This is a genomic window from uncultured Pseudoxanthomonas sp. (assembly GCF_947498795.1).
In the GTDB taxonomy this organism is placed as follows: Bacteria; Pseudomonadota; Gammaproteobacteria; order Xanthomonadales; family Xanthomonadaceae; genus Pseudoxanthomonas_A.
The window spans coordinates 392,215-407,762 of sequence record NZ_CANMLQ010000002.1 but is presented as its reverse complement, the minus strand read 5'-3'; the positions used below and the strand labels follow the sequence as shown (position 1 = coordinate 407,762).

The following is a 15,548-nucleotide window of genomic DNA, read 5'->3' as shown; positions in this document are numbered from 1 at the left end:
CATGAAGGTCGCGCGTATCGCCACCCCCTGGGTGCTGGCCTGCCTGCTCGCCATCGCCGGGTGCGCGTCGACGCCACCGCGCGACGATGCGCTGTACCAGCAGCTGGGCCAGCGCAGCGGCATCGAAGCGCTGGTGGAGACGCTGCTGTTCCGCGTATCCGACGATCCGCGCATCGCGCATCACTTCGCCGACGTGGACATCGTCCACCTCAACGACCGGCTGGTGGAGTTCCTGTGCGTGCAGTCCGGCGGTCCGTGCCGCTACGCCGGCAAGCCGATGGTCGAAGCGCACAAGCACGTCACGGTCGATGAAGCCGACTTCAATGCGCTGGTCGAAGACCTGATGTGGGCGATGGACGAGCGCGGCCTGCCCCGCGCCACGCAGAACCGGCTGCTGCGCCGGCTGGCCGCGATGCAGCGGGACGTGGTCCGTCGGGGACCGCCGCCACCGGAAGCACCGCTGCTGCCGCAGCCCTGACCCGCCGCCCTGCGGAGTGCGCGGATTGATGCGCCGGCCGGGCGCTTTCGTCGCCGTGTCGGACATTTCGTCGCAGATCGCTGGCCCAAGGACGCCGGGGGAGCCAGCATCGGACCTCGTGATCCGCCGGATGAAGGAATCCCCCGACCATGAAGACCCTCCTCGCCCTGCTCGCCTGGTGCCTGCTGTTGGTGCTGTGCTGGCCACTCGCCCTGCTGGCGCTGTTGGCGTGGCCTTTCGTCTGGCTGCTGTCATTGCCGTTCCGGTTGCTCGGCGTGACGTTCTCGGCCCTGTTCGCTTTCCTGCACGCCTTGCTGATGTTGCCGGCCCGCCTGCTGGGCGGGCGTCCGCGCGCCACCGTGGTGGCGGCATGAGCACGTCACGCGCGCGCATCGCGAAGGTCGCGCTGTCCGGACTCGCGGGTGCGGTCCTGCTGCTGGGCGCAGTGGAATCGGCAGCCGCGGCCGACCGCACGCACGAACAGCTCACCCAGGTGGTCGATGCACTGGACAGCGCGCTGTTCGACACGTTCAACACCTGCGCCGACCCCGCCCAACTCGCCAAACATGCCGCCTACTTCGACGACGCGGTGGAGTTCTACCACGACAACGGCGGCGTCACCTGGACCCGCGACGAGATGATCGGACGCACGCGTGCCAACGTGTGCGGACAGTATCGACGCGAGCGCGTGCCGGGCACGCTGACCGTGTTCCCGATCAAGGGCTTCGGTGCCATCGCGCAGGGCACCCATCGCTTCTGCGCACGGTCGGCGACCGAATGCGCGGGCGAAGCGGATTTCGTGATGATCTGGCGCGAGCGCGACGGCCAATGGCAGGTCACCCGCGTGCTGAGCTACGCGCACCGGCAGGCCGCGCACTGAGGGCGCGCGACTTCGCACCCGCTTCACACAGCCTCCGTCACCGGCGCACGCCGGCCGTGGATCCTTTGTCCGGCATGCCCGCCGCCGACACGGAGACTGAACATGACGCACGACACCTATCGCAACGCGATCGCCTGGATACGCGTATTGCGCCCGCTCGTGTGGGGCAGCGGGGCCCTGTTGCTGCTGATGCCGTGGGTCGCCATGCGTTTCACGGATGAGGTGGCCTGGACGGGCGGCGACTTCGTGGTCTTCGGCGCAATGCTGCTGGCCGGCTGTGCCGCGTTCGAGATGACGGCGCGTGTCGCGCGCGTGCCCAGCTACCTGCTGGCAGGTGCCATCGCCGTCGGCGCCGGCTTCCTGCTGCTGTGGGCGAACCTGGCCGTGGGCATCGTCGATGAGCCGGGCCATCGCGCCAACCTGCTCTTCCTGGGCGTGCTGGTGACAGGCGTGCTGGGCGCCGGCGTTGCCAGACTGCAGGCGCGCGGGATGTCCCGTGTGCTCGTTGCGATGGCGCTGGCGCAGATGGCGGCAGGCGGCATCGCGATGGGCATGGACACGCAGGAATCACCGGCGTTCGTGCTGGCGTTCACCGCCCTGTATGTCGTCGCCTGGTTGTTGTCCGCCCTGCTGTTCCACAAGGCGGCCCGAACGCGTGCTGCCGGGTGATCAACGCGGCTTCGAGTGCCACAGCGCGTTGACGATGATCCAGCGGCTGCCGTAGCGGCCCATGTGGAAGTGATCGACGAACCACGGGGTTTCCAGCCGCACCGCGGCGGTCTCGGCGGTGACGTCGAGGATCCGGCAGCTGCGGTTCCACTGGTCCTTCGGCGTCTTCAGCACGCCTTGGCGGGTCAGGCCTACCAGTTCCTCCTTCGACATGCGGCGCAGGCCGAGCCGCTCGTCGGGCGTGTCCCCGGTAACGGCCCGCTTGGCCAGGTCGGGATGCAGCGCACGCGCCACGCGCGCCGGGTCGCCTTCCAGTTGGCCGTCGATGTAGTCGAGGCAGGTGGCTTCGATGGCGGCGAGCGTGGCGGCATCGGCGCCCGGCGGCGGCGCAGAGGCGGCCGCGGCGGCGAAGAGGAGGAAAGTCAGCGACATGGAGGTTCCTGCGAAGGGGACCCGGCGGTGGGGTCGTTCCCCGACGATACGGCAACGGCGGTGCCGGCGGGACAGGATCGCGTGTCCGTGCGGCCGCCCAGGGATCGAATATCCGGCGCCCGGCGAATCAGGGCAGCCAGAGTTTCTCCAACTCGCGGAATCCCCATTTCTCCGGCGACTCGATGCCGACGATGCGCTCCCGGCCATCGGTCGCGGCCAGGTCGATGTCGGTCAGCAGCAGGTGCGTGCGCGACTTGGCCGAGTAGAAGGCGCGCACGCGCGGCGCGAGCAGCGTGCCGGGGTTCTGTTCCACCACCACCGCCAGGCGCTCGCTGGACAGACGGACGAGGGTTCCCACCGGGTAGATGCCCAGGCTGCGGACGAAGGCCTTCAGCAGGTCGGTATCGAAGTGTCCCTGCCAGCTGGCCATGCGCCGCAGAGATTCGCCGGGGTCCCAACCCGCTTTGTAAGGGCGGTTGGACGTGATGGCATCGTAGACGTCGCAGATGGCCCCCATGCGGGTGAGCACGGGCAAGGCGTCGCCAGGCAGGCGATTCGGGTAACCGGTGCCGTCCATCCGCTCATGGTGGTGGCGGGTGATGTGGAGCACCCCGGCCTGGGTCACGCCGCCTTCGCGCAGCAGGCGCTCGCCGTGCACCGGGTGCTGGCGGATCACGTCGAATTCGTCATCGGTCAGCTTGCCCGGCTTGTTGAGTACGTCCAGCGGCATGGCCGCCTTGCCCATGTCGTGCAGCAGGCCGCCCAGCGCGGCCTCGCGCAGATCGGCATCGGACAGGCCGATCTCGCGCCCCAGCATCACCATCAGCGCGCTGACGGCGACCGAATGCAGGTAGGTATAGCTGTCGGCGTCCTTCAATCGCGCCACGCTGACCAGGGCGGTGGGATGGCGATCGACCGAGCCGGTGATCTCCTCGATCAGCGGCAGGACATGACCGGGATCGACGCCGCGGCCCATGCGTACCTCGCGGAACATGGCCTCGACGGCATCGCGGGCCTCGCCGCAGATGCGGCGCGCACGGGCCAGTTCGGAGGCGAAATCGGGAGCGGCCTCGGGCACCAGGGTCCGGCGGCGGTCCGCTGCTGCCGGGGCATCGTCCTCGGCTCGGGTGGCAACAGTGTCGATGACGGGGGAGACCCCGTCGGCGATCGCATCCTCGCCGTCCCAGGCGCCCAACGACAGGTCGACGACCACCTGCTCCACGCCGCTGTCCTGCAGTTGCGCCAACCGCTCCTCGTCCAGCACGAACGAGGTCCTCCAGAACGGATGCTGCATCCACGGCCCGAGCAGCTTCTGTACATGCATGCCCGGCCGGAGCGCTGCGACATCGAGTGTTTTCAGCATGTACGACTCCACGGCCCCGGGTCGGTTACGCTCCGCGCTCCGGCGATGCCGGCGGGACAGGCCCGACTGCCCCGGAACCGTTATCGGCACGGGAGGCCACATGCTGAAGTCCTATGCGGGCAGTTGCCATTGCGGGGCGGTCCGGTTCGAGGCGGACATCGACCTGACCCAGCCTACCTACCGGTGCAACTGCTCCATCTGCCGGCGCAACCGGTTCTGGCCGGCCATCGTCACGCCGGACCGCTTCCGCCTGCTGGCCGGTGGCGACCATCTGGTCGAGTACCGGTTCAATGCGATGCGCCATTCCCACCATTTCTGCCGGACCTGCGGGGTGCGCCCGTTCGGGATCGGCAACGACATCCCGGGCGGGGAGCGCATCTACGGCATCAACCTGGGATGCCTGGATGCGACGCCCGAAGAACTGGCGGCCGCACCCGTCACCTGCATCGACGGGGCGCATGACCGTTGGCAGTCGGCACCCGCGTTGACGTCTTATCTGTAGTACTTCTCACTTAGTCCGAAAAAGCCCCCGTTGCCGGCGGCGAATGCGACGCGGACTTGCCACACCCAAGTAGGCTTTTGCTAGTCTGGGTAATTGCCGCCGACCGGGTGCGAGCAGGAGTTCCACATGAGCACGCCTTCCGATTTCATGGAAAACGTTTTCAGCGACGCGCACATCCTCGGCGAGTCGCCGCTGCGACCGCGACCACACGTGGAGCTGTGCCGCCGCGGCGAGATCCGGGCGGAAAAATTCCTGGACGCCGCCACCGAGGTGTTCGCCGAGAAGGGCTACCAGCATGCGCGCCTGAGCGAGATCGTGGCGCGCGCCGGCGGATCGCTGGCCACGTTGTATCGCATCTTCGGCGACAAAGAGGGACTGGCCTGCGCCATCCTCGAGCGCCGCATGGACCTGCACATCCACGTCCTCAGCGACCTCAATCTCACCGAGCTATCGCCCGAGCAGGCGCTGCGCCGGGTGGCGATCCGGATGGCGCAGTTGATGGCCGGGCGGGATTCGCAGGTGGTGTACCGCATCGTCATCGGCGAGGGACAGTCGTTCCCCGCGCTGCGCGACTGGTTCTTCGACCACGTGGTCGCATCGATCCGGCAGACGCTGGAAGACTATTTCGCCCAGCAGGTCGCGGCCGGCCGGCTGCAGTTGCCCTCGCCGAAAGCAGCCGCGGCGCAGTTCTACATGAGCCTGTTCGGCGACCAGGTGGTCAGGCTGGCGGCGGGCAGCACCCACATGCCCGACGTCGACACGCTGGAAGCACAGGCGCTGGCCTCGGTCGACCTGTTCCTGCAGGGTGCGTTGCCACGCTGAGGGCGCCGCCCTTCACCTGTCCCTGTCGCGCCGCCTGCCAGCATCGCCGTATCCTGACGGTGCGGGGCAAGCATGGACCTGAAAAGCGGTTATCCCTTCTGGGCGGTCAGCAACGGGCTGATGCAGGCGTTTCCGCGCCTGGAGGCTGACCACCGCTGCGACGTGGTGGTGCTGGGCGGGGGCATCACCGGCGCACTGATCGCCGACGAACTGGCCACGCATGGCTTCGAGGTCGCAGTCCTCGAGCAACGCGACATCGGCTGGGGCAGCACGTCGGCCAGCACGGCGCTGCTGCAGTATGAGATCGACACCCATCTGGTCGATCTGGCGAAGCGTCACGGCGAGGCCGATGCCGCCCTCGCCTATCGCGCCTGTTCCGACGCGATCGACCAGTTGCACGGCGTCGCGTCGGCCTGGCGCGACGTGGGCTTCGCGCGCAACGCTAGCCTGTACTACGCCAGCCGACACCGCGACGTGCGCGACCTCGAGGAAGAGCACGCCGCTCGGCGGCGGCACGGCCTGGATGTCGAACTGCTCACCGCTGAACGCGTGCGGGACGATTATGGCTTCGACGCCCCCGCGGCGCTGCTCAGCCGCCAGGGGGCGCGGGTCGATCCGTACCGACTGACCCATCGCCTGCTCCAGCGCCTGCAGAAGCAGGGAGCGTCGGTATTCGACCGCACGCGTGTCGTCGAGATCGACACGACGGCGCGCGGCGTCGTGTTGCGTACCGAAGGCGGGGTTACCGTGCGCGCCTCGCATCTCGTGGTCGCGGCGGGATATGCCAGCCAGCACTGGCTGAAGAAGTCGGTGGCACGCAACCGCAGCAGCTATGCCGTCATCAGCGACCCGCTGTCCGAGGAAGCGCTCGGGTTCCTGTCCGACACGCTGCTGTGGGAAACCGCGCGCCCGTATCTCTACGCGCGCAGCACGTCCGACCGCCGACTGCTGATAGGCGGCGAAGACGACGCTGTCGACATTCCCGCCAAGCGCGATGCGCGGGTCGAAAAGAAGGCACGGACGCTGCTGAAACGGCTGCACGACCTGTTCCCTGCGCTGGAGATCACGCCGGCGTTCTCGTGGGCGGGCACCTTCGCGGAAACCGAAGACGGCCTGCCCTTCTTCGGCCCGCACGCGCAGTGGGGGCCGCGGGTGCATTTCGCGATGGCCTACGGCGGCAACGGCATCACCTACAGCATGCTGGGGGCTGGACTGCTGCGCGCGCTCATCGAGCGACGCCGGCATCCCCTGTGGCCTCTGTTCTCGTTCGAGCGACTGGAGCGCTGACGCTGCGCCGCGTCGCATTGACGCCCACGTCATGCCTCCATCACGCGCATCGGAGCAGGCTGGCGGCACGTCCCGACTGGAGTACGGCCATGCCCCGTGGCGACAAATCCGCATATACCGAAAAACAGAAGCGCCAGGCCGAACACATCGAGGAGTCCGAGCGCGAGCAAGGCCGATCGAAGGAAGAGGCGGAGCGCATCGCCTGGGCCACGGTCAACAAGCAGGATGGCGGCGGCAAGAAGTCGGGTTCGGGACGCGCGAAGGCGCAATGACGCTACGGTGAGCCGGACGGCCACCATCCCTTGCCGGTCAGCGCGTAACGGTCCGCTGCCCGCTCGAAAGGATTGCGCACGCTGACGCCGCCACACAGCAGGTAGACCGGCAGGAACAGCGGTCCCAGCACCATGTACTGGTAGACGTGCGCGCGTTCATGGTCCCCGAGGCGGATGCGAGGATGCTGGGCATGGCCAGCGCGGTGCTCATAAGTGATGCACTCGGATTCCAGCGTGTCGCCGGTGTGCAGGATGACGTTGCCGAAGGTGATGGCACCGCCCGGTCCCCACGGCCAGTGGTGGAAGACCAAGGCGAAGTCCCTGCGACTCCACTCTACGCGTGCACCGAACGGCAGACCCGCGATCCCGGCCAACGCGCCGATCACGGTATTGGGCACGGCCCAGACCACGCCTAGCGCATATCCGAGCCACCGGCCCACCCGCGCCATGCTCAATCCTGTTCGTTCGGCATCAGCAACCACAGGATCAGATAGACGAGGATGCCGGGAAACGCCGCCGACGCGATGGAGACGATCACGAACAGCACCCGCAGCAGCGTGGTACTCCATCCATAGCGATGGGCGATACCGCCCATCACGCCCGCGATCATGCGGTCGTTCAGCGACCTGGCAAACGGCTTGGATGCGGTATTCATCGCCAACTCCCCACGGTTGTCCGTGGCCAGTCTAGCGCGTCAGCGCGCCGGCGCGGCTGAACCGCGCAGCGCGTCCAGCTTCGCCTTGAACCAGGTGGCGGCCGGCTGCGCCGGTTGTCCCGGACAACGCACCTGGTAGGCGCGTCCACTGATGCTGCTCTTGCTGGCTGCGCGCTCGATGAACTGCTCGGCGGTATCGGCCAGGTCGCGCTTCAGCAGGTAGTCGTACTTGCGCTGCAGATGCTTGCGCGCCTCGTCTCGCCCGTGCCACGTGCCGTTGCGCTGGAACTCGCAGGACGACGCCGACAACGCGTCCATCAACCCCTGGATCTCGCGCTTCGCCGCTGCGGGGGGCGCGGCATGTGCCGCGATCGGGAACAGCAGAGCCAGCAGGACGATGAAACGTCGCGTCGACGTGTTCATCGTGCGCGCTGGCCCAGCCAATGGTGGATGGCCGCAGGCACTTCGCGCTGGGCGCGGCTGGAGACATAAATGCCGATGTGGCCGCCCTTGAAGCTCAGTTCGGTGTAGTCGGCCGTGCCCACCACGTCCTTCAGCGCACGCGAGGCATCCGGCGGCACCAGGTGGTCCTGTTCGGCATAGATGTTCAGCACCGGCATGTCGACGAAGCCGAGGTCGACCGCTTCACCGCCGATCTGGATGCCGCCCTTGATGAAACCGTTGCGCTGGTAGAACTGGGTGATGAACTGCTTGAACGCTTCGCCCGCCAGGTCCGGCGAGTCGAAGATCCACTTCTCCATCCGCAGGAAATCCTCGATCGCGCGCTTGTCGTCGAGGATGTCGACCAGGCCCACGTACTTCTGCAGGTTAAGCCGGAACGGCTTCAGCATGAGGTAGCAGGCGTTCATCATGTCGGCGGGCACGTTGCCCAGCGCTTCGACGAACAGGTCCACGTCCAGTTCGCGCGTCCAGTGCGACAGCATGTTGTCCGGCGTGTGGAAGTCCACCGGCGTGACCATCGTGATCAGGTTCTTGACCTTCTCCGGGTGCAGCGAGGCATAGCACAGCGAGAACGCCCCGCCCTGGCAGATGCCAAGCACGTTGACCGCATCGCGGCCGCTGCTGTCGCGCAGATGATCGACCGCGCCGTCGATGAAACGGTTGATGTAGTCGTCGAGCTCGAGGAAGCGGTCGGACCTGTCCGGGTAGCCCCAGTCGATGACGTAGACGTCCTCGCCCTGCGCCAGCAGGCCCTTCACCAGTGAGCGGTCGTGCTGCAGGTCGACCATGTATGGCCGGTTGACCAGCGCGTAGACGATCAGCAGCGGCACCTTCGCCGTCGGCGCCTTCTCGCCGACGAAGCGGTACAGCACCACCTTGCCGTCGCGCCAGACCTCCTGCTTCGGAGTGGCGCCGTAGTGGACATCGTCCACCTCCGGCAGCGTATGCAGGCCGGCGGACAGTTTCTGCGTCAGCGTGGTGGCTTCCTGCGCCAGGGCCTCGGCGCTGAAGTTGAGCGGTCCATTCATTTGCCCTTACCCCGCTTCGTCTTGCTGGGCGCGCCCGCCGTAGCGCCGCGCGTCGCATTGCGCGCCACCCAGTCCTTCATCGATACGACCGACGTGGGCGTGGTGGCTGCCGCAATGGTCTTCTTCGTTGATTTCGCCGTGGGCTTCCGGGCTTTCGCCTTGCCGACCCCCGTCTTCGCCCTGGCTGGCTTGTGCTCGGCGGCAGTGGAGGCGCGCGCGGGCGCACGCTTGGCAGGGGCCGGAGCCGCTGCGGCCACCCCCCTGACGGCACGCTTCTTAGGCGCGGCCTTCTTCGCTGCCACGCGCGTCCCGGGCGACGCCTTCGGCGAAGGAGCCGACGTGCGTCGTGCGGCAGGACGTTTTTTCGCGGCCTTCGGCTTGGCAGCGGCCCGCGCTGACGGCGCCGCGTCGGGCGAACGGGTTTCCACTGGCGCGGGCGCGGGCTGTGCGGACGCGCGGCGGACGGGTGCGGAGGCCGCCCGTGTCAGCTTGCGCAATGCGCGTTCGAGCTCAACGATCTTGCGATGGGCGGAATCGACCTCGGTCCGCGTCGGCATGCCGAACTGCGTGCAGACCTGCTCGACTTCCCGCTGCACGCCGAGCCGCAGTCGGGCCTGCGCATTCGCCAATCCACCGTAGGCATGGCGGAAATCGTCGGACATCGCCACCTGCGCGTAGGCCTCTTCGGCGGCGTCGATCCACAGGTCGAACAGGGCGCGCGCATTCTGCAGCTGGCGGCCGGGCTCGGCATGCTCCTCCAGCTTGCGCTCGAAGCGCGCGAAAGCGTCCTGCGCCACCTGCAGCATCAGCTGGTCGTACTCGCCGACCTGGCGCTGGTAGTCCTGATAGGCCTGCGCCAGCTGCTGCCAGCGTTCCTGATGCTCGCGCGACAGGCCGAACGTCGGCAGGTGCATCCAGCGATCACCGTCCCGCTGGAGGTTCTCCAGCCACGGGCGCATCTGCTGCATCCACCCGTCGAGGCCGTGCGCGCCGCCCTGCATGCTGCGGAAGATGTCGGAGAACGGATTCTGGGCCGGTGCGGGATCGGCCATGCCGAGCGCGGAGCGCCAGGCGCGGCCGATGTCGCTGGCGTCATGGTCGCGGCCGGTGAACTGGGCCGCGACCTGCTGCATCTGCCCGAACCACTGGCCGGCCTGCCGCTGGAAGCGGCCTACGGCCTCGTCCACCTGCGCCTGCCCGCCCGGCACCAGCTTGGACCACCAGTCGACCGTCTGCTGCCAGCCCGAATTTGCGCCGGGCATGGACATCGCAGGCGCCGTCGCGCCAGCCTGTCGCAGGGCGTCGCCCCATAGGCTCCAGTACTGCTTGGCCACCGATTCGAAATCGCCCGGCCACGGTGGAACGGAATTTGCCATGTGCCCTCCCTTCCCGGCCGATTCTAGCCGCGGCCGGCGGCGCGTGCATGACGCGCCCTCACCTCACGGCTCAAGGCTTGGGGATGCGCAGCGTCTTGCTGATCATCAGCGTGCCGGAGACGGCGTACAGCAGCACCAGCGGGTGCAACAGCCATGGACCCAGCTTCACCGCACCGAGCCACAACGCCGGACCGACATGACCCAGGTACGCGGCGACGGCCAGCACGATGACCAAGGCCAGGCTGGTGGGAATGGGCGTGCCCTCGAAGAACTTCACCTTGTCGCCCCCATCGGCCAACGTTTCGGCGGTGACGTTGTAGCGTGCCAGCCGGCTGACGCCACAGGCGACGAAGTACGACAGCACCAGCCAGTCCCAGCCGCCCTGCATGCCGCAGGCGTAGGCCAGTGCGGCGGGCGCGACCCCGAAGGAGATGACGTCGGCAAGCGAGTCGAGTTCGCGCCCCAGCACCGAAGCCTGCTTGCGCCAGCGTGCCACCCGCCCATCGAGTGCGTCGAAGATGAAGGCCAACGGGATGAGCGCCATGCCGATCATCAGGTCGCGAAGGATGCCCTCCTGCAGGAAGCGCATGGAAGCGAACACCGCACCGGTGCCGCAGAAGGCGTTGCCCAGCGTGAACCAGTCGGCCAGCTGGAAGTCGCGGATCATCGAGAAGTGTCGGGACATGGCGGCACGCGTGACCAGGAACGGCCTACAGGGTAAGCCGAACCGGGTGAAGACGTTGCCGCCTCCCCTCGCCCCGTTTACGGGGAGAGGGTGCCGAAGGCGGGTGAGGGGCGAACGAAGACCAGATGCTTACACGCTCGCGGACTTGCCGCGCCCTGCCCCTCATCCGCCCTCCGGACACCTTCTCCCCGCAGGCGGGGAGAAGGATTCTTTCAACGCGGAATTGCGAACTGGCTCGCCTCGACGCTGCCGGCGCCACGGGGATTGGCATTGATCAGGGCATTGGCCGGCAGTTCCCGGCTGCCATCGAGGGTGGCGCTGACCTGGTCCAGCGCGGCATAGACGTAAGGCAGCAGAGGAACGTAGCGCGCACCGTAGGCCGGCAGTGCAAGGAACCCATCGAAGTGCTGCGCGTTGCGCACCTGCCAATAGCGCACGTCGGGATTGGCGGCGCGCGCGGCCTGCACGTACGGCGCGCTGGAGAACGCCGGCGGCACCAGTCCATCGTCCAGGCCATGGATCACCACCACCGGCCGCCGCGTGCGCGGGAAGCGCGCGGCGGTCTGCGCGATGCCGGCCTGCACGCGGCGCGCATCGTCGCTGCTGCCGGTCTGCAGTGCACGCAGGCACTGCAGGCCCGGCAGGGTGAAGTCCGGCGGCGCCAGTTTCGTGTCCACGATGCCCACGCCCGCCCCCGGCGGAATGCCGCTGCCGTCCGACCACCACGCGGCACGTTCGGCGGCGCTCGCGGCGCGTGCGCTGAAGTCCGGGTTCTGCGCGGAGAACGCATGCCCGCATGGATGCTCGCCGACGCCGTAGCGACCATAGGCCGAGGCGTAGGTGACGGCGACCGCACGCCACAGGTCGAAGCCCACGCTCAGTGCGCCCGCCACAAGGGCTTCATCGGTCCAGCCATTCGCCTTCAATTGCGCACGTGCGGAGGCAGCCTGCGCCTTGACGTCTGCACCGGTCACCAGACCGGCCGCCTTCAACGTGGCGCACCGCGCCGTCCACAGCGGCTCGACCTGCGCGCGCAGCGGCGGCTGCGGCAGCGATTCCGCCGGCAGGTCCAGCAGTGCGCACGGCATCAGCAGCGCGGCTTCGGTCGTGTAGTCGTACAGCGAACGCGCACCCGGCGCATCGGCTGCCAGGATGTTCGGTTCGCCGGCGACCACGGCATCCAGCCAGCCGCCTTCTTCCTCGCTGGCGCGCAGCACGGCACCGCCGCCATTAGAGATACCCACCGCGATGACGCGCGTGTTGTCGAAACGGAATGGCGCCGCCTGCGGGAACGCCTGGTCCAGCGCGGCCAGCGCGAACTCGGCGGCGTGCTTCACGTGGCGGCCCCAGTCCGCTTCGGGGTTGTCCTTGGAATGCGCGTGCTTGACCGCCACGCCACTGGCGCCGACCGGCGCGTCGGGCACGAAGGCCAGCGCATCGGTGCCCAGCGCACCCACGGTGCCGTCCTCACGTGCGCCCTGCTGCGCGTCGAGATCGAAGTAATCCGTGCCCGCTCCCTTGTCGGTGTAGGCGATCGCGCAGCCTTTCGGCAAGCCCCATGGGGCGGCGACCGCGATGGCACCGTAGACACCGCGCGAACCCGACGATGCGGTGACCAAGATGCAGCGCTTGGTCGCATCGAAATTGTCCGGCACCTGCACCAGCACGCGGTGCGGTTGCGTCGCACCCGGGACTTTCGCCAGCGCCGAATACTCGCGACCGGGCACGCTGGCCACGCTGCCGTAGGCCTGGCCATAGGCGCCGGTGAGCGACAGATCGGCGATGCCGCGCCAGTTCGCCCAGATCGCCCGACGACGCAGTTCGGCCGACGTCGGGTGTGCCGGATCGGCGAACGCGGGCGCGGCCATCGCGCGCAGGCCGTCGAGTCCCAGGCCCGCGGTGAGCAGGTCGTCGCTGCCGCGGTGTTCGGTAACGCGCTGGGGCTGGATCATGTGGGCCACGGCCTCGGGCTTGGGCGGCGCGGAGCTGCAGGCGGCCAGGGCCGCGCCGAGCATCAGGCCGCAGGAAATGCGCGTCTTCGCGTTCATGCGTGGAAAGCGTCCAGGGTTCCTTTCAGTGCCATGAAACTACCCTTCGGGGGAAGCGCCGTCATCGTACTTTGGTACCACGAACGGATCCTGCGTGCCTGCTACCCTAACCGCAGCACGCAGGAGCCCCCATGCAGAAGACCCACACCCTCCTCATCACCGGCGCGGCCAGCGGTATCGGCGCCGGCATCGCGGCCCAGCTTGCCGAAGCGGGCCGCCACGTCATCGTCAGCGACCTCAACCTGGCGGCCGCCGAGACGGTCGCGGCGCAAATCCGCGCCGACGGCGGTTCCGCCGAAGCGGTCGCGCTGGACGTCACCTCCCAGGACAGCATCGATGCCGCGCTCGCGGCGGTCTCGCGCCCCATCGACGTGCTGGTCAACAACGCCGGCCTGCAGCATGTGTCGCCGCTGGAGGACTTCCCCATCGAAAAGTGGGACTTCCTCGTGCAGGTGATGCTGGTCGGCGTGGCCCGCCTGACCCGCGCCGTGCTGCCGGGCATGCGCGAACGCGGCTTCGGCCGCATCGTCAACATCGGCAGCATCCATGCGCTGGTCGCCAGCCCGTACAAGAGCGCCTACGTGGCCGCCAAGCACGGCCTGGTCGGTTTCTCCAAGGTGCTCGCGCTGGAAACCGCCGACACCGACATCACCATCAACACCGTCTGCCCCAGCTACGTGAAGACGCCGCTGGTGGACAAGCAGATCGCCGACCAGGCGCGCACGCGCGGCATCTCCGAGGCCGACGTGGTCAGCCAGGTGATGCTGAAGCCGATGCCGAAGGGCGTGTTCATCGGCCTGGACGAACTAGCCGGCATCACCGCCTTCCTCACCTCACCGGCCGCGCGCAACATCACCGGCCAGACGATCGTGGTGGATGGCGGCTGGACGGTGCAGTAAGCCGCACCGCATGCCCAACCTACTGATCGCCGACGACCACCCGCTGTTCCGCGCCGCGCTGCGTGGTGCGGCCGCTGATGCCGTGGCGCAGTTGTCGGTGCGCGAAGCGGAGTCGCTGGACGGCGTCATCGCCACGCTGGAAGCGCACGACGACATCGATCTGGTGCTGCTCGACCTGCACATGCCCGGCAACCACGGCCTGGCCGGGCTGGCGGCGATCCGTGCGCAGTTTCCCGCGGTCGCCGTCGTGGTGGTGTCCGCCAACGACGATCCGCGCGTGGTCCGTCGTGCGCTGGACCATGGTGCCGCGGGTTATCTGCCGAAAAGCTCGGGCCTGGACGAACTGCGCGACGCCATCCGCAGCGTGCTCGCCTGCGAGCAGTGGCTGCCGCCGTCACTGCGCGGCGCGGTGGCGCGCGCGCAATCGTCCGAACACGACACCGAACTGGCCGGTCGCCTGGCCAGCCTGTCGCCGCAGCAGTTCCGCGTGCTGACGCTGGTGGCGCAGGGGCTGTTGAACAAGCAGATCGCCGACCGCCTCGATGTGCAGGAGCGCACCGTGAAGGCGCACCTGTCCGCCATCTTCGACCGCCTCGGCGTGCGCAACCGCACGCAGGCCGGCGTGGTGCTGCGCGAACTGGAACTGGCCGACCCGGCACGACAGATCGAAGGCTGAGGTTCCACGCCGTTTCCAAGGACGGCGCGATGACGTGGAACCAAGCGTGGATCACCGCTGATGTGCGGTGATCATAAATTCGCCACACACCTTGACAGCGCTGTGCCGCAACGCGCGCCAACGCTTATCCACATGTTGGTCGACAGACCATCCACATGCGGTGTGGACAACCCGGAAACCCGACCGTCACGCACTGGTCAAAATTTCGCCACACACCTTGACAGGCTTGCGGCGCAAGGCGGGCGCGCGGTTATCCACATGCTTTCCCAACGCCGATCCACACAGCGTGTGGACAAGCGTGATCGTGGAACATGCGGCCGTTCCCTGTAGGAGCGACGTGAGTCGCGACCGTGGACCTTGGTCTCCGTTGTTCCATGGATGACACGGACGAGCAGAAACATAAGTCGGAGGAATCAGCGCTCATCCAATGTGCATTGATCCCGCTGCATTCCGGTCGCGACTTACGTCGCTCCTAAAACAGAAACGGACGCGGGACCGCTCAGATCCGCGAGTAGTCCCACGAGACCATGCGGCCCTCGTGGTACGGCATGACGCCGTGGAAGCCACGCGGGTCGTCGTCGAACACCAGCGGCAGGAAGTGGCGGTCGCCGTCCCACAGCGGCAGTTCCATGATCTTCTCCACCGGCACCCATTCCAGCGTGCCTTCCGGATTGCGTTCGAACGGCGTGCCGCTGTAGCGCGTGATGAGGAAGACGAAGCCCAGCCAATCCTCGCCGTGCTTGCCGAAGCCCGGCCAGCTGATCGTGCCGCGCAGCGTCATCGCGTCGCAGTCGATGCCGGCCTCCTCGTGGATCTCGCGACGCATGCCGGCCACCACGTCCTCATCCCGCTCGATCTTGCCGCCCAGCCCGTTGTACTTGCCCAGGTGCTGGTCATCCGGCCGCGCGTTGCGATGGATCAGCAGCACCTGCGAACGATCGGGCGAAAGCACGTAGCCGAGGGTGGCGACGATGGGGGTGTATGGCATGCGCGAACTCCGGAATCCAGGCGCGC

Annotated in this window: 20 protein-coding genes; 10 read left to right on the top strand and 10 right to left on the bottom strand. The window is 67.9% G+C overall.

The window, feature by feature from the left end:
* Position 1: 1 nt before the first annotated feature.
* From Q0907_RS08030 to Q0907_RS08015, 4 genes are all read left to right on the top strand, one after another.
* On the top strand, positions 2–478 hold the full coding sequence (locus Q0907_RS08030; RefSeq protein WP_299343121.1) for a group 1 truncated hemoglobin: 477 nt from the start codon (positions 2–4) through the stop codon (positions 476–478).
* Positions 479–627: 149 nt separating this feature from the next.
* Positions 628–852, top strand: a complete 225-nt coding sequence (locus Q0907_RS08025; protein WP_296282702.1) for a hypothetical protein — start codon at positions 628–630, stop codon at positions 850–852.
* A complete protein-coding gene (locus Q0907_RS08020; RefSeq protein ID WP_299343119.1) occupies positions 849–1,358 on the top strand; it encodes a nuclear transport factor 2 family protein in 510 nt (169 codons plus the stop codon). Before Q0907_RS08025 ends, Q0907_RS08020 begins: the two co-directional genes overlap by 4 nt.
* 102 nt (positions 1,359–1,460) lie before the next feature.
* Positions 1,461–2,027 carry a hypothetical protein gene (locus tag Q0907_RS08015; RefSeq protein WP_299343117.1) on the top strand — a complete coding sequence of 189 codons (567 nt, stop codon included), beginning with the start codon at positions 1,461–1,463 and terminating at the stop codon, positions 2,025–2,027.
* Here the strand turns inward: Q0907_RS08015 and Q0907_RS08010 are convergent, their stop codons facing one another.
* A complete protein-coding gene (locus Q0907_RS08010; protein ID WP_299343116.1) occupies positions 2,028–2,459 on the bottom strand; it encodes a nuclear transport factor 2 family protein in 432 nt (143 codons plus the stop codon).
* Positions 2,460–2,586: 127 nt separating this feature from the next.
* Positions 2,587–3,822, bottom strand: a complete 1,236-nt coding sequence (locus Q0907_RS08005; RefSeq protein ID WP_299343114.1) for an HD-GYP domain-containing protein — start codon at positions 3,820–3,822, stop codon at positions 2,587–2,589.
* 100 nt (positions 3,823–3,922) lie between these two features.
* Between Q0907_RS08005 and Q0907_RS08000 the strand changes: the two genes are divergently transcribed.
* The 4 genes from Q0907_RS08000 (at position 3,923) to Q0907_RS07985 (ending at position 6,705) form a co-directional block, all read left to right on the top strand.
* A complete protein-coding gene (locus Q0907_RS08000; RefSeq protein ID WP_299343112.1) occupies positions 3,923–4,324 on the top strand; it encodes a GFA family protein in 402 nt (133 codons plus the stop codon).
* A 126-nt stretch (positions 4,325–4,450) separates the two neighbouring features.
* Entirely contained in the window at positions 4,451–5,146 is a 696-nt protein-coding gene (locus Q0907_RS07995; RefSeq protein ID WP_296282696.1) for a TetR/AcrR family transcriptional regulator, read from the top strand.
* Between the two features lie 72 nt (positions 5,147–5,218).
* Positions 5,219–6,433: an FAD-dependent oxidoreductase gene (locus tag Q0907_RS07990; RefSeq protein WP_299343110.1), complete on the top strand. Its 1,215-nt coding sequence runs from the start codon at positions 5,219–5,221 to the stop codon at positions 6,431–6,433.
* A gap of 89 nt (positions 6,434–6,522) precedes the next feature.
* Entirely contained in the window at positions 6,523–6,705 is a 183-nt protein-coding gene (locus Q0907_RS07985; protein ID WP_299343876.1) for a hypothetical protein, read from the top strand.
* Between the two features lie 2 nt (positions 6,706–6,707).
* Here Q0907_RS07985 and Q0907_RS07980 read toward each other — a convergent pair whose 3' ends face one another.
* The 7 genes from Q0907_RS07980 to Q0907_RS07950 form a co-directional block, all read right to left on the bottom strand.
* Entirely contained in the window at positions 6,708–7,154 is a 447-nt protein-coding gene (locus Q0907_RS07980; protein ID WP_299343108.1) for a hypothetical protein, read from the bottom strand.
* 2 nt (positions 7,155–7,156) lie between these two features.
* Positions 7,157–7,360 carry a PspC domain-containing protein gene (locus tag Q0907_RS07975; protein ID WP_299343106.1) on the bottom strand — a complete coding sequence of 68 codons (204 nt, stop codon included), beginning with the start codon at positions 7,358–7,360 and terminating at the stop codon, positions 7,157–7,159.
* A 39-nt stretch (positions 7,361–7,399) separates the two neighbouring features.
* Positions 7,400–7,783, bottom strand: coding sequence for a DUF5329 domain-containing protein (locus Q0907_RS07970; RefSeq protein WP_299343104.1), 384 nt, complete (start codon positions 7,781–7,783; stop codon positions 7,400–7,402).
* Positions 7,780–8,850 (bottom strand): class III poly(R)-hydroxyalkanoic acid synthase subunit PhaC, encoded by a 1,071-nt coding sequence (locus Q0907_RS07965; protein ID WP_296282691.1) that lies wholly within the window; start codon positions 8,848–8,850, stop codon positions 7,780–7,782. The genes Q0907_RS07970 and Q0907_RS07965 overlap by 4 nt, the downstream gene beginning before the upstream one ends.
* On the bottom strand, positions 8,847–10,226 hold the full coding sequence (gene phaE, locus Q0907_RS07960) for a class III poly(R)-hydroxyalkanoic acid synthase subunit PhaE (protein ID WP_299343102.1): 1,380 nt from the start codon (positions 10,224–10,226) through the stop codon (positions 8,847–8,849). Before phaE ends, Q0907_RS07965 begins: the two co-directional genes overlap by 4 nt.
* 70 nt (positions 10,227–10,296) lie before the next feature.
* The gene (locus Q0907_RS07955) at positions 10,297–10,911 is read right to left on the bottom strand and encodes a CDP-alcohol phosphatidyltransferase family protein (RefSeq protein WP_296282689.1); all 615 of its coding nucleotides are present in this window, start codon (positions 10,909–10,911) and stop codon (positions 10,297–10,299) included.
* 212 nt (positions 10,912–11,123) lie between these two features.
* On the bottom strand, positions 11,124–12,959 hold the full coding sequence (locus Q0907_RS07950) for a 3-hydroxybutyrate oligomer hydrolase family protein (RefSeq protein ID WP_299343100.1): 1,836 nt from the start codon (positions 12,957–12,959) through the stop codon (positions 11,124–11,126).
* Positions 12,960–13,090: 131 nt separating this feature from the next.
* Here Q0907_RS07950 and Q0907_RS07945 point away from each other — a divergent pair, with 131 nt between their 5' ends.
* Both Q0907_RS07945 and Q0907_RS07940 read left to right on the top strand, forming a co-directional pair.
* On the top strand, positions 13,091–13,858 hold the full coding sequence (locus tag Q0907_RS07945) for a 3-hydroxybutyrate dehydrogenase (RefSeq protein ID WP_296282687.1): 768 nt from the start codon (positions 13,091–13,093) through the stop codon (positions 13,856–13,858).
* A 10-nt stretch (positions 13,859–13,868) separates the two neighbouring features.
* The gene (locus tag Q0907_RS07940) at positions 13,869–14,534 is read left to right on the top strand and encodes a response regulator transcription factor (protein ID WP_299343098.1); all 666 of its coding nucleotides are present in this window, start codon (positions 13,869–13,871) and stop codon (positions 14,532–14,534) included.
* A gap of 499 nt (positions 14,535–15,033) precedes the next feature.
* On the opposite strand, the gene Q0907_RS07935 is transcribed toward Q0907_RS07940, so the two are convergent.
* Positions 15,034–15,522, bottom strand: a complete 489-nt coding sequence (locus tag Q0907_RS07935) for an 8-oxo-dGTP diphosphatase (protein WP_093490648.1) — start codon at positions 15,520–15,522, stop codon at positions 15,034–15,036.
* Between the last annotated feature and the right edge of the window lie 26 nt (positions 15,523–15,548).